We start from the raw sequence: 14129 nt of genomic DNA, 5'->3' as shown, positions 1-14129 counted from the left end.
CGGTCGACAATGGCGGACGGTCTTTGACGCTAACCGAATGAGGAGCCTGCGCGGCCGCCCCCCGCACGCATCACGTGCGGGGCAAGGCATAGGCCAGCGTGTAGTCCCCATAGCGCGTCCCGAGCGCACCGTGCCCGCCCGCGGTGATCACGACATATTGCCGCCCGTCCGCGCCCCGGTACGTCATAGGCGTGGCCTGCGCCCCGGCCGGAAGCCGTGCCTTCCAGACGACCTTGCCGGTCCTCAGGTCGAACGCGCGCAGATACTGGTCGGTGGTCGCGGCGATGAAGGCAAGCCCGCCGGCGGTGACGATCGCCCCCCCGAGGTTCGGCACGCCGGTCTTGATCGGCACCCCCAGATGCGACCCGAACAGGCCGGTATCCCGCGCCGTGCCGAGCACCTCGCGCCACAGGATCTTCTTCGTCTTGAGGTCGACCGCAGTCAGATGCCCCCAGGGCGGCGCGTTGCACGGCGCGCCGAAGATACCGATCCACGCCTGGACGACCGCGACGTACGGCGTGTTGTACTGCGTCTGCAACTGCGCCTGCCGCGCGTTCTCGCCGCCCTGCTTCTGCGCCATCAGCGGCCCGACGCGCGGATCGTCGCGGCGCATCAGCCACAGCTTGAACGGCATCTCCATCGTGTTGACGGTCATGATGCCGCGCACCGGATCGACCGCCGCGCCGCCCCAGTCGGTCACGCCGTCGAACGCGGGATGGCCGATGATCGGCGTCAGGCCGATCGGCTGGTAGATCCCCGCACCCTGCGAGCGACGAATGTCGATCCGGCACAGCAACTGGTCGATCGGCGTCGCGCCCCAGGTGGCCTTTTCGCTTGGCGCAGGCGGGGTGAACGACGGCATGCCGACCGAGAAAGGCTGCGTCGGCGATACCGTGACGCCAGGCGTCGCACCGTCGGTCCGCACGCGTCGCTCGGCAACCGCAGCGATCGGCGCGCCCGTCAGCCGGTTGAGGAAATAGACCTGGCCCATCTTGGTCGTCTGGAGCAGCGCGGGGATCGTTCGCCCGTCGGGGGCGCGGTAATCGAACAGCGACGGCCCGATCGGCAGGTCCATGTCCCACATATCGTGGTGGACCAGTTGCCGGCTCCAGCGCAGCTTGCCCGTCGCGACGTCGAGCGCGACGATCGAGGTGCCGAACCGGTCGTCGAACGGCCGGCGATAGCCGATCCAGTAATCCGGCGAGGCATTGCCCGTGCCAAGGTACACGAGGCCGTTCGCGGCATCGGCGGTGATCGCGCCCCAGACGTTGGGCGTGCCACGCGTGTAGACCTGCCCTGCGGGCAGCGGCGCGATCGCGTCCTGCGACCGGCCGACGTCCCACGCCCATACCGGCTTTCCCGATACCGGGTCATACGCACGCACCACGCCGCTCGGTATGTTGCGGTTGACGTTGTCGGTGATCCGCTCACCGATGATCAGTCGCCCGTTGACGACCATCGGCGGCGACGTCCCGATCTGGTCGGACGCGTTCGACACGCCCATGTTGGCGCGAAGGTCGATGCTCCCGTTCTGGCCGAAGCTCGGGCATACGCGCCCGGTCTCCGCATCGAGCGCCACCAGTCGCGCGTTGAAGGTCGGCGCGAAGATGCGATGTGGACACGGCGTACCGGCAGGCGCCTCGAAATACGCCACGCCGCGGCAGACGAGGTAGTTGTTGCCCTGCACATTGGCCGCCTCGTGCCAGCTCCACCTGGTCCGTCCCGTAGTCGCGTCGATAGCCTGGACGAACGAATGCGGCGTGCACGTATACAGCGTGTTGCCGATATGGATCGGTGTCGCTTCGGAATGATATTCGCGCTTGTGCTCTGTGGTTTCCGCCGCGACCGGGAGGTCACCGGTCCGCTGCGTCCAGGCGAGCGTCAGGCGCTCGGCATTGGCCGGCGTGATGTCGGCGAGGGAGGAATAGCGCCGGCCCGACGCGGTCCCGCCATAGTCCTTCCAGTCGTTGTCGGCCTCGCCCGTCCCCGCTTGCGGCTGGTCCGCTGGCATGGCGCGGACCGGACCCTGCGCGTCAACGTCCCGCCCCCGCACCGCCAGCAGGCCGACGAACAGCACCGCGACGCAAGCCGCGACGGCGGGCGCGGCGCGTGAAAAGCCGGAAGAGCGATCAGGCGCCGTCCCGCGTCGACCGCCCATCAGCAGGATCAAGACCAAGAGCACGGTCGGCGCAACGATGCGGGGCACGAGTTGCAGACCGTCGAAGCCGACTTCCCAGACGGCCCAGACCAGCGTGGCGATCCAGATCGCCACGAACAGCCAGCGGCCACGTGGGTCGTCTCGACCGACAAGCGCACCGCTCAAGACGATCGCAATCCCGACGATCAGATAATATGGCGACCCATACAGCGATACCAGGACGGCGCCGGCAACGACAAAGAACCCGCCGAGCACCGCAATGATCCAGCCAAGGGCACATGCCAAATTTCGTCTCATGCCCGTCCACTCCGCCCATGCCTTTCCGGCCAACGTACGACAGTGAAGCAGGCTGCTTGATGACGGAGATTTCATCAACGCCGTGTTGAATGGGGACTTCGTAAGCCGGCGTTGCCGAGCGAGCGTGAAAGGGGGAGCGATTCATCGACGGATCGCCTGTGATCGACTGGCCTGTTCGAAACGTTCCGAATAATCGATTGGACAAATGTCTGTCGGATGCTGCACTTTAAGCAATACGGTTACACCTATCCAGAGAGGACGCCGACATGGCCGATTACGAACAGCCCAAGAGCAGCGGTTGCCCGATGGGCCCCAACGGCGGCGGCGAGGTCAAGGCCCGCTCGCTGCTGGGTCGCACGAACAAGGACTGGTGGCCCGATGCGCTGCCGATCGACATGCTGCACCAGCACGGCGTCTCCCCCGACCCGATGGGCGAAGAATTCGACTATGCAGAGTCGTTCCAGCAGCTCGACTATGCCGCGCTGAAGGCGGACCTGACCGCGCTGATGACCGACAGCAAGGCTTGGTGGCCTGCCGATTACGGTCACTACGGCCCGTTCATGATCCGCATGGCGTGGCACGCCGCCGGCACCTACCGCGTGACCGACGGTCGCGGCGGGTCGTCCTCGGGTCAGCAGCGCTTCGAGCCGCTCAACTCGTGGCCGGACAACGGCAACCTCGACAAGGCACGTCGCCTGTTGTGGCCGCTGAAGCAGAAGTACGGCAAGAACATCAGCTGGGCCGATCTGTTCATCCTCGCGGGCAACGTCGCGATCGAGAGCATGGGCGGACCGATCTTCGGGTTCGCCGGCGGTCGCAAGGACGTCTTCGCCTCCGAGGGCGACACGTTCTGGGGCGCCGAGGAGCTGTGGGTCAACGAGGGCGCGCAGACGCGCATCAGCGAGGACCTGCCCGAGCTCGAAGGCCCGCTCGCTGCGATCCAGATGGGTCTCATCTACGTCAATCCGGAAGGTCCGGGCGGTGATCCGAACCCGCTCCTTTCGGCGCGCGACATGAAGGCCACCTTCCAGCGGATGGCGATGAACTCCGAGGAAACCGTTGCGCTGACCGCGGGCGGCCATGCGTTCGGCAAGGCGCACGGCGCCAAGCCGGCACCGCACTTCAAGGCTCCGTCTTCCGAATCCGTGCACATGCAGGGTCTCGGCTGGCTGACCGACAGCGAGGAGATCGGCCAGGGCCACATCACGACCTCGGGCGTCGAGGGTGCATGGTCGAACAACCCGACCAAATGGACCGGCGATTACCTGCGCCTGTTGTTCAAGTACGAGTACGAGCTGACCGAGAGCCCCGCCGGTGCCAAGCAGTGGCAGCCGGTCAACCCCGAGCACGAGGACATGGCCCCCGACGCGCGCGACCCGAACAAGCGCGTGCCGACGATGATGACCACCGCCGACATGGCGCTGAAGATGGACCCCGAGTTCCGCGAGATCGCACTTCGCTTCCGCGACGATCAGTCGGCACTCGACGACGCGTTCGCACGCGCCTGGTTCAAGCTGACGCACCGCGACATGGGTCCGCGCGTTCGCTACCTCGGGCCTGAGGTTCCGAGAGAGACGTTGATCTGGCAGGATCCGGTTCCCGAGGGCACCGCGCCGTCGGACGCCGATACCGCTGCGTTCAAGGACGCCGTGCTGTCGAGTGGGCTGACGATCGGCGAGCTGGTCAAGACCGCTTGGGCATCGGCATCGAGCTATCGGCGGTCGGACCACCGCGGTGGTGCGAACGGTGCGCGCATCGCGCTCGCACCGCAGAAGGATTGGCCGGTCAACGAGCCCGAGCAGTTGAGCAAGGTTCTGGCCAAGCTCAACGAGCTGCGCGGCGATATGTCGCTCGCCGATGCGATCGTGCTGGCCGGTTCGGCAGCGGTCGAGAAGGCAGCGCGGGATGCCGGTCACGACGTGTCGGTGCCGTTCCTTGGTGGACGCGGCGATGCGACGCAGGAGTGGACCGATGTCGAAAGCTTCGTGTGGATGGAGCCGCAGGCCGATGGCTTCCGCAACTACCTGAAGACGCGTCACCCGGTGAAGACCGAGGAGCTGCTGCTCGACAAGGCTTCGCTGCTCGGCCTGTCCGCGCCGGAGATGACCGTGCTGGTCGGTGGCCTGCGCGTACTCGGCGCGAACTTCGGCGATGCGCCCGAGGGCGTGCTCACCGAGCGCAAGGGCCAGCTGACCAACGACTTCTTCGTCAACCTGCTCGACAACGACACCTTCTGGGATCTGGTCGACACGTCGAGCGACGAGAAGTTCATCGGCTACGATCGTGGTGGTCGCGAGAAGAAGTGGCAGGCGACCCGTACCGACCTGATCTTCGGTTCGAACTCGCAGCTGCGCGCGACAGCTGAGGTCTATGCCGAGAACGGCCACGAGCAGAAGTTCGTTCGTGACTTCGTCAAGGCCTGGGTAAAGGTCATGAACGCCGATCGTTTCGACGTCACGGCAAAGCCTGTGTCGTCCAACCAGGCGACTTAAACTTCGGTAGGATGGGATAGGCCGTGATGATCTGGGCAATCAGAACACCACGGCTTATCCGCCACGGCAGGCCAGAGGAGGCCCCGGAGGCGTCTTGCTTACTGTCGCGATCTCGTACGTTGGACGGCAGCTCCTGCATCCGCTGAACGTCTATCTTCCTGCGGTCCCCCCGCAAGCGGCGATCGAATCGATCGAGAGCCGCGACAACCATCAGGCGATTGGGCTGGAACGCGAGCGCGGCTGGATCGCATCCGCCTGCCTGGGCGATCCGGCTTCGGTGATGTTGGTTGACCCTGTCAGCCTGACGCCGACATCGCCCGCGCCTGGGCCAGCGCCTCGGCATAGGTACCGGTGCTGACGATCGGGCCGAGCCGTGCGCGTGCCAGCATCGCGGTCGGTTGCGAGGACAGGCCGCACAGGATCACGCGCGTATGCGTAGCCCCGGCGCGGCGAAGCAGCTCGGCGATGGCGGCGACACCGCTCGCATCGAGCATCGGCACTTGTTCCAGTCTTAGGATCAGCACGCGCGGCACGCTGCCCAACCGGCGATAGGTATCCATCAATCCGGCCGCGACGCCGAAGAAGAACGGGCCGTCGATCCTGAACATCTCGACCCCCTCCGGCAGCGCACCCCGTTCGGCTAGTATGTCGTCCTCGGGGCCAGTGATCGCGACGGTCTCGCTCATCCGCGCCATGAACAGCAAGGCGGCGAGCGTCACGCCGACGCCGATCGCCACCGTGAGGTCGACGAGCACGGTCAGCCCGAACGTCAGCAGTAGCACCGCGCGGTCGCTATTCGGCATCCGCAACAGTCCGACGAACCGCTCCTGCTCGCTCATGCCCCAGGCGACGACGAACAGGATCGCCGTCAGCGCCGCCATCGGCACGAACGCCATCAGCCGCCCGCCGAATACCACGAACAGCAGCACGAACACCGCGTGAAGCATGCCTGCGACCGGGGTCCGCGCGCCGGCCTTGATCGCCGTCGCAGTACGCGCGATCGCACCGGTTGCGGGCAGCCCGCCGAACAGCGCCGAGGCGATGTTGGCGACGCCCTGCGCGACCAGTTCCTGGTTCGAACGGTGGCGCGATCCGATCATCCCGTCCGCGACGACCGCGGACAACAGCGCCTCGACGCCGGCGAGAAACGCGATCGTGAACGCCGATGGCAGCACCGCCTGGATCTTGGCCAGCGTCCAGATGGGGAACACTGGCATCGCGATCCCGCTCGGCATGGCTGGAAAGCGCGAGCCGATCGTCGCGACGTGCGCGTCACTCACCACCACGACGATCGAGGCGAGCACGACCGCGACGAGGAACCCCGGCAAACGGGGTGCGACGCGCTTCAGGATCAGGATGATGGCGAGCGCGGCCATGCCGACCGCGACGGTCGGGGCGTCGATGGTTCGGATCGCCTTCGCATAGGCTGCCCATTTCGGCAGGAAATCGGCCGGAACCGCGGCCATGTCGAGCCCGAGGAAATCGCGGACCTGGCTCGACGCGATGATCACCGCGATGCCCGCCGTGAAGCCGGTGACGACGGTGTAAGGGATGAACCGGATCAGCGCGCCGAGCCGCGCATAGCCCGCCACGATCAGGATGACGCCGGCGAGCAACGTCGCCAGGATCAGGCCGTCATAGCCGTGCCGCGCGATGACGGTGAACACCACGACCACGAACGCACCGGTCGGTCCGCCGATCTGGACGCGCGATCCGCCGAGTGCCGACACAAGGAAGCCCGCGACGATCGCGGTGATCAGCCCCTTGTCCGGCGACGCGCCGCTGGCGATCCCCAGCGCCATCGCCAAGGGGAGCGCAACGACCGCCACCGTCGCGCCAGCGATCGAATCGGCGCGGAAAGTGGCGAGCGAATAGCCTTCGCGCATCGTCGTGACGATCTTCGGGATGAAGGCGGTCATCGGCGTCGCTGCCAGTCCGCGACCGCCTGCTTGGTCGCTTCGCTGACGGCGATTGTCCCGACGACTGCGAGGAGGCAGAATTGCATCGTCGCGGCCGGGATCGGCGCGGTCCCCAGCACGGTGTTAAGCGGCGGCCAGAGCGTTGCGATAGCCTGCAATCCGAGCGCGATGCCGACACCGAGCAGCAGCCAAGCGTTCGACAACAAGGGCTTGCGGAAAATCGGGCGGCGCTCGCTGCGCATGCAAAGCACATAGCCGTTCTGGAACAGCACCGTCATCAGCAGCACCGCGTTCTGAATTTCAGGTAGCGGGCGACCATCGCGGTGCATGCTCGCGACGAGATACAGCGCGAGCCCGGTCATCAACAGCGCGGGCGGTATCATCAAGGCGGTCGCGCTCGGGTCGAGGATTAGGGCGCTCGGCGGACGGGACGGCTGGCGCAGTTCGTCGCCCTCGCCGCAGCCGAAACCGGGCATCACGTCCTGCGCGCCGTTGGTGACGAGGTTGAGCCACAGCAACTGCACCGCGGTCAGCGGCATCCGCAGGCCGAGCATCACCGCCCCGATGAACATGCCGATCTCGACGATCCCGGTGGCGAGCAGGATAATGACGATCCGCCGGACGTTGGCGTAGGTCACGCGCCCCTCCTCGACACCGGCGACGATCGACGCGCAATCATCATCGGCAAGCACCAGGTCGGCGGCGCCGCGCGCGACGTCGGCGCCCGCGACGCCTATCGCCACGCCGATATGCGCCGCCTGGAGAGCGGGCGCGTCGTTGACGCCGTCGCCGGTGACCGCGACAAGTTCGCCACTGGCGGCAAGAATGCGGACGGTCTCCGGCTTCTGGACAGGTTTGATCCGCGCGAGAACGCGGCCGGCGAGGACGAGTGCTGCGAGCCGGTCGGTATGGTCCGCGAGGTCGATCATCTGCGCGCCGGTCACGACTTGGCGCGGTCTTCGGCGCTCAGTTCCCCGGACCGCGGGTCACCCGGCAGCGGCAGGCGCAGCCAGTGCTCGCCGTCGGCGTCGATCGACTGCAACGTGAAGGCCGAGGTCCGGTTGATCGCGGCGTCGACCGCGATGCCGCTCGATCCGATCTCGATGCCGTTGCGCAGGACGACGATACGCCGGTCTCGCCCGCTGACCACGATGAATACCGGTCCCTTGGGCGACAGCTGCGGGTTCCAGATAAAATTCCCGCTCGTTGATCCCGCCGACGTCAGCAGACCCGGTGTCGACGCCACGACCGGAACGCGCGCGTCCTGCGTGATGACGACGGTGATCCCCAGCCGGGTGATCCCGAACAGCAATTTGGCGAACGCAGGCGGCAACCGGATACAGCCGTGCGACGCGGGATAGCCCGGCAGATTGCCCGCATGCATCGCGATCCCGCCCCAGGTCAGCCGCTGCATGAACGGCATCTGTGCGTCCTTGTAGACGTTCGACACGTGATCCGCGTCCTTCTGGAGCACGGTGAAGACCCCGGTCGGCGTCGCATGACCATCGCTGCCGGTCGACACGGTCGAGACGCCGATCGGCACGCCGTTGCGATAGGCATAGGCCTTTTGCGTAGTCAGGCTGACGACCACGGCGACGGGGCCAGCGGGCGCGATCTCGGGCGCCCATAGATACTCGCCGGGTTTGAGCTGCTCGATCCGGCCGTCGATGCTCGGCGGCATCTGCGCCGAAGCCGTCGTGGCGAACGTCAGCGCAAGCGCGAGGCGGCACGTCAGGAGGCGCGTCGTCATGATAGGGTCCGATCGAAAAGGTGCCGCCGAACAGGGCGGTCGACCAGACGCTATCGATCGCGCAGCGCCCGCATCACCATCGGAAACTACGCATCGGATTTACGATCCATCCCCTCCGTCTAGCAAGAGTCAGCCACCTCCCCCTGGCGGGGGAAGATCGTTTAGCTGTCCGCCTGATTGCCTTTACACCGCGCCACCGATCAGGCGCCCGATCGCCGCGGTCGCCGCCATCGCGAACGCACCCCAGAAGGTGACGCGGACCGTGCCGCGCCAGACGATCGCACCGCCGGTCTTCGCGCCGATCGCTCCCAGTAGCGCGAGGAACAGCAACGATCCGACCGGCACCGCCCAGACCAGTACCCGGGGCGGCACGATGAACACGGTCAGCAACGGCAGTGCCGCGCCCGCCGTGAAGCTCGCTGCCGACGCGAACGCCGCCTGGACCGGCCGCGCCCGTGTCCCCAGCGTGATCTCCAGTTCGTCACGCGCGTGCGCCCCGATCGCATCCTTCGCCATCAGCTGCGCCGCGACCGTCGCTGCGGTGGCAGCGTCCACGCCGCGCGCAACGTAAATCGCCGCGAGTTCGGCCAGTTCGCCGTGCGGGTCGTCGATCAGTTCGCGCCGCTCGCGTGCGAGTTCGGCGGTCTCGGTATCCGCCTGCGCGCTGACCGAGACATATTCGCCCGCCGCCATCGACATCGCGCCCGCGACCAGCCCGGCCGTGCCCGCGATGACGATCGCGCCGACCTGACCACCGGCGACGGCGACGCCGATGATCAGGCTCGCGGTCGAGACGATCCCATCATTGGCGCCGAGTACCGCTGCCCGCAGCCAGCCGATCCGGTCGGCGACGTGGCGTTCGCGGTGCGACGACAGTGCGCCCATGTCAGGCGATTTCGAGCATGTTCTCGACCTTCACCGCGCCCGGTGCCGCCCAAGCGGTACGCTCGGCGACCATCCGGTCGTGCGGCGAGTCGACCGAACCGGTCAGCCTCACGGTGCCGCCGTCGACCGACACCTTGATCGTGTCGCCATCGAAAAACCACGAGCGGTGCAGCGCGGTGCGGATGTCGTTGCTGACATCGGTCACGTCGACGCGCGGTTTGAGCGTGACGTGGTTGATCACGCCTACCACGCCCGCGAGCGGTCGCACCGCCGCCTCCGCCGCGTCCTTCTGGAAATGCCAGCGCACTTCGCCGCGCAGGCTGATCCAGCCATCCTCGACCTGCGCCTTGATGCTGTCGTGCGGCACGGTCGTATCCCAGGAGAGCCGCTCGACGATCGCGCCGGCAATGGCCTCGTCCCCGCGCTTGAATCGGTCCTCCAACTGCACCTCGATCTCCTCGGCGACCGCCCTCACGCCATCGACGCGCGCGGCCGCACGTTCGGCGGCGTATTTCGCGGCATAGCTGCCGGCGTGGCCGCTCAGCGTGACGATGCCGTTGTTCGCGGTTACGCCGATGTGCCCGGCGGGGACACTCGGATCCCAGTTGAGTTCGGCGAGCACGGCTTTCTGCAATCTGGCGTCGTGGGACATGACACTCTCCTGGCGACAGCGCGGGGAGGCCCGGGCCGATGACCGCAAACTATCGCCGCGACCGATCGCCGACACCGTCGGGAACTACGCAGCCCGCGCTTATGCGTAGTTCCCGATAGTTTCCCGAACCCGCCCGAACGCCGACAGCTTGATGAAAGAGGGAGACCGCGCATGACCTATTCGACCCTGATGGTGCATCTCGACGGCGGCCGCGCTAACGCGACGTTGCTCGACGTCGCCGCGACGCTTGCCGATCAGTACGGCGCCGCGGTGATCGGCATCGCCGCGTGCCAGCCGGTGCCGATCGGCACATGCGACGGCTATCTCGGCGGCGAATATGCAGTAATCGAACGCGATATCGTCGCCGACGAACTCGCCCGCGCCAAGACCGAGTTTCACGCACATGAACGGCTTGCGAAGCACGTCCTCGAATGGCGGTCGATCCCGACGATCGTCAACATCGCGCATGTCGTCGCGGAGAATGCGCGATCCGCCGATCTGGTCATCACCAGCGCTGGCCCCGGGTTCGCCGACCTCGCGACGCATGCCGACACCGGCGAGCTCATCCTGCGCGCGGGCCGCCCGGTGCTGGTCGTTCCCGACGGCGCGGCCACCGCCACCTTCTCGACGATCATGATCGCGTGGACCGATACGCGCGAATGCCGCCGAGCGATCAGCGATGCGCTGCCGATGCTCCACGCCGCCGACCGCGTGGTGATCGTCGAGGTCGCGATCGACGCGATCGATGCGCGCAAACCGATCGACGACGTCACCGCCTGGCTTGCACGCCACGGCGTCGATGCGGACAAGGTCGTCGCGCGGATGAAGGGCACAAGCATCGACACGCTCGCCGGCATCGCGGACGACGTCGAGGCCGACCTCGTCGTCGCGGGCGCCTATGGCCATAGCCGGATCCGCGAATGGGCGTTCGGCGGCGTCACCCGCGACCTGCTGCTGCGCGACCGGCGCTGCACGTTGCTGTCGCACTGAGCCGTGACGGGCGCCGCGATCCGCAAGTATCTTGGCCCGGTTGCCAAGGCGAACCGAAGACTAGTCGTCGGCGTCATGACCTTGTCGGCAGTCGCGATCATCGAAGGACTATTAGCATATAGCGGGTCTTTGGCTTAACATGCGTCATGATCGGAACGAGGGTGTCGAGGTCTTGCCCTCTGACGGATCGGATCAGTGTGTCGAACAAGGCCCGCATCTCGATGATCTGCCTTTGCGCCCCCCGAGCCACCGCACCGCCCGCATGATCGCGTTGCAGTCTTCGCCCGACACCGACCCCCAGGCGGTGGCGCGGGGCGATGCGATGCTGGCGGAGGAACTGGGGCTGCTGATCGACGGCGCGACGACCTATGCGATCTACATGCTCGATCCCCGCGGCCGCGTGACGATCTGGAACCGCGGGGCCGAGCGGATCAAGGGCTGGGCCGAGGCGGAGATCATCGGCCGCGATTTCGCGATCTTCTACCCCGCCGACGATATCGCCGCGGGCAAGCCCGAAGCCGACCTCGCCCGCGCGCATCGCGATGGCCGGATCGAGGAGGAGAGCTGGCGGGTCCGCAAGGACGGCTCCGAATTCCTCGCACACGTGACAATCACCGCACTCCACGACGACGCCGGCGCGCTGCGCGGGTTCGGCAAGGTGATCCGCGACATCACGCACGAAAAGGCCGCCGAAGCCGCGATCGTGCGCCGCGAACATCACCTTCGCTCGATCCTCAACACCGTCCCCGACGCGATGATCGTGATGAACGAGAACGGCATCGTCGCCTCGTTCAGCGCCGCCGCCGAACTCGTCTTCGGCTATGCGGCGAGCGAGGTGATCGGCCAGAACGTCGCGATGCTGATGCCGCAGGTGGAAGCGCGCGACCACGACGCGCACCTGCGGAAATACCGCCACACCGGTGAGCGCCACGTGATCGGCAACGTCCGGCTCGAACGCGCGATGCGCAAGGGCGGCGAGACGTTTCCGATCGAATTGGCGGTCGGCGAGGCGTCGATCGCGGGCGAGCGCATCTTCACCGGCTTCATCCGCGATCTCACCAACCGCCACGCGACCGAACGCCGCGTGCAGGAACTCCAGTCCGAACTCGTCCATGTCTCCCGCGTCAGCGCGATGGGTACGATGGCGTCCACGCTCGCGCACGAGATCAACCAGCCGCTCACCGCGATCGCCAATTACCTGGAGGCAACGCGGGCGATGATCGAGGCCAGCACAGACCCGCTGCTGGCCGACATCGCCGAAGCGCTCGACCTAGCGGCGGCGCAATCGCTGAGGGCGGGCACGATCGTCCGCCGACTGCGCGCGTTCGTCGATGGCGGAGATACCGGGTTCCGTGACGAACGTCTGGACCTGCTCGTCGAAGAAGCAACGAGCCTGGGCCTGCTTGGCGCGCACGAGGCGGGGATCACCGTCGTCAACACGGCCTCGCCAAGCCCGGTCATGGTCCGCGTCGATCGCATCCAGATCCAGCAGGTGCTGGTCAACCTCATCCGCAACGCGATCCATTCCATGGCGGCGTCACCCATCAAGACGCTGTCGATCGCCACCGCATCCGAGCGCGATGGGTGGATGCTGATCATCGTCGCGGATACCGGCTCCGGCATCGACCGCGACGTCCGTGCGCGCCTGTTCGAGGCGTTCGCGACCACCAAGGAGGACGGCATGGGGCTCGGCCTGTCGATCTGCCGGACGATCGTCGAGGCGCATGGCGGCCGGATCTGGGCGGACGGCGTCGCGAGCGGCGGCACCGCGTTCCACTTCACCGTGCCGCTCGCCGCGCTCCATGAATCAGGCGAAACCCATGACTGACATTTTGCGCACGGTGCATATCGTTGACGACGACGAGGCGATCCGCCAGTCGGTTGGTTTCCTGCTGCGCAAGGCGGGGTATGCGGTCCAGACCTATCCGGCCGGCACGCATTTCCTGAAGTCCGTGACGCGCGAGACACGCGGCTGCGTACTGCTGGACGTCCGCATGCCCGATCTCGATGGGTTGGAGGTACAGGCACGCCTCGCGCAAAGCGGCATCGCGCTGCCCGTGATCATGCTGACCGGTCACGGCGACGTCACACTTGCCGTCCGCGCGATCAAGGCCGGCGCGATCGAATTCCTCGAAAAGCCGTTCGAGCGCAGCGCCTTGCTCGAGGCGATCGAAACCGCGCTGGCGCACGCGGCCCGCTCCGACCGCGAGCACCTCGCCGCCGCGGACGCGCTCGTCCGGCTTGCCGCCCTCACCCCGCGCGAACGCGATGTGCTCGACGGCATGGTGCTGGGCCGCCCCAACAAGCTGATCGCCTACGACCTCGACATCGCCACTCGCACCGTCGAGGTCCACCGCGCCAATCTGATGGAAAAGCTCTCCGCGCGCAGTCTATCCGACGTCCTGCGCATCGCGTTTTCGGCGGGCCTTGGTGAAACCGCCGAACCGGCCTGAGCCCCCACCACGGCCCTCGTCTTCTACGTACAGACGCGGAATTGCCCGCGTGTCATCCAAGGTCGCAACGAGGACGTCCCGATGACCGACCAATCTATTCAATCCCATGACGGCATCGGCGTTTCGCTCGTCGACGGCGATCCCGCGATCCGTCGCGCGCGCCAGATCATGCTGTTATCGGAACGGTACGACGTGCGCTCCTACGCGACCAGCGCGGCGCTGCTCGCCGATCCGCGCTCGCGTGATTTCCCGTGCATCATCGTGGACGTCGAAAGCGCAGGCGGCAGCGGGATGGAAACCCTTCACGCGATGCGCGCATCCGGTTGGCGTGGCAAAGCGATCCTGCTCGACGGCACCGCCCCGCCCCCCGCGCTGATCCACGCCGCCGAACGCCACGGCGACCGGGTCCTCGATCGCAGCACCGGTGATGCCCCGTTGCTGACGGCGATCGCCGCCTCGATCGACCACGGCTGGTCCGGCTGGAACGCCGACGGTTGAGCCGCCCGGACCCATCCCCCTCTTCGCCAAGGACG

11 protein-coding genes are annotated in these 14129 nt (G+C 66.9%); 5 read left to right on the top strand and 6 right to left on the bottom strand.

Translation table 11 applies throughout. The annotated features are described in order from the left end of the window. Nucleotides 1–70: 70 nt before the first annotated feature. Complete coding sequence (locus tag O6Y00_RS10005) at nt 71–2455, bottom strand: membrane-bound PQQ-dependent dehydrogenase, glucose/quinate/shikimate family (protein ID WP_353442432.1); 2385 nt, start codon at nt 2453–2455, stop codon at nt 71–73. A gap of 266 nt (nt 2456–2721) precedes the next feature. Between O6Y00_RS10005 and katG the strand changes: the two genes are divergently transcribed. Further along, complete coding sequence (katG, locus tag O6Y00_RS10000) at nt 2722–4947, top strand: catalase/peroxidase HPI (protein WP_435368609.1); 2226 nt, start codon at nt 2722–2724, stop codon at nt 4945–4947. A gap of 296 nt (nt 4948–5243) precedes the next feature. On the opposite strand, the gene O6Y00_RS09995 is transcribed toward katG, so the two are convergent. From O6Y00_RS09995 to O6Y00_RS09975, 5 genes are all read right to left on the bottom strand, one after another. Continuing rightward, nucleotides 5244–6866: a SulP family inorganic anion transporter gene (locus O6Y00_RS09995; protein ID WP_353442431.1), complete on the bottom strand. Its 1623-nt coding sequence runs from the start codon at nt 6864–6866 to the stop codon at nt 5244–5246. Beyond that, nucleotides 6863–7795: an HAD-IC family P-type ATPase gene (locus O6Y00_RS09990; protein ID WP_353442430.1), complete on the bottom strand. Its 933-nt coding sequence runs from the start codon at nt 7793–7795 to the stop codon at nt 6863–6865. Before O6Y00_RS09990 ends, O6Y00_RS09995 begins: the two co-directional genes overlap by 4 nt. An 11-nt stretch (nt 7796–7806) precedes the next feature. Beyond that, on the bottom strand, nt 7807–8616 hold the full coding sequence (locus O6Y00_RS09985; protein WP_353442429.1) for a L,D-transpeptidase: 810 nt from the start codon (nt 8614–8616) through the stop codon (nt 7807–7809). A gap of 183 nt (nt 8617–8799) precedes the next feature. Continuing rightward, nucleotides 8800–9501, bottom strand: coding sequence for a VIT1/CCC1 transporter family protein (locus tag O6Y00_RS09980; RefSeq protein ID WP_353442428.1), 702 nt, complete (start codon nt 9499–9501; stop codon nt 8800–8802). A 1-nt stretch (nt 9502) separates the two neighbouring features. After that, a complete protein-coding gene (locus tag O6Y00_RS09975) occupies nt 9503–10153 on the bottom strand; it encodes a BON domain-containing protein (protein WP_353442427.1) in 651 nt (216 codons plus the stop codon). A gap of 171 nt (nt 10154–10324) precedes the next feature. Between O6Y00_RS09975 and O6Y00_RS09970 the strand changes: the two genes are divergently transcribed. From O6Y00_RS09970 to O6Y00_RS09955, 4 genes are all read left to right on the top strand, one after another. Next, a complete protein-coding gene (locus O6Y00_RS09970) occupies nt 10325–11143 on the top strand; it encodes a universal stress protein (RefSeq protein WP_353442426.1) in 819 nt (272 codons plus the stop codon). 262 nt (nt 11144–11405) lie between these two features. Beyond that, a complete protein-coding gene (locus O6Y00_RS09965; protein WP_353442425.1) occupies nt 11406–12971 on the top strand; it encodes a PAS domain-containing sensor histidine kinase in 1566 nt (521 codons plus the stop codon). Next, entirely contained in the window at nt 12964–13596 is a 633-nt protein-coding gene (locus tag O6Y00_RS09960) for a response regulator transcription factor (RefSeq protein ID WP_353442424.1), read from the top strand. Before O6Y00_RS09965 ends, O6Y00_RS09960 begins: the two co-directional genes overlap by 8 nt. 81 nt (nt 13597–13677) lie before the next feature. Next, nucleotides 13678–14094: a response regulator gene (locus tag O6Y00_RS09955; protein ID WP_353442423.1), complete on the top strand. Its 417-nt coding sequence runs from the start codon at nt 13678–13680 to the stop codon at nt 14092–14094. Nucleotides 14095–14129: the final 35 nt, after the last annotated feature.

The organism is Sphingomonas faeni, assembly GCF_040407565.1.
Taxonomy (GTDB): Bacteria; Pseudomonadota; Alphaproteobacteria; order Sphingomonadales; family Sphingomonadaceae; genus Sphingomonas; species Sphingomonas faeni_F.
The sequence above is the reverse complement of the archived record's forward strand: the minus strand, read 5'-3'. Positions and strand labels throughout refer to the sequence as shown.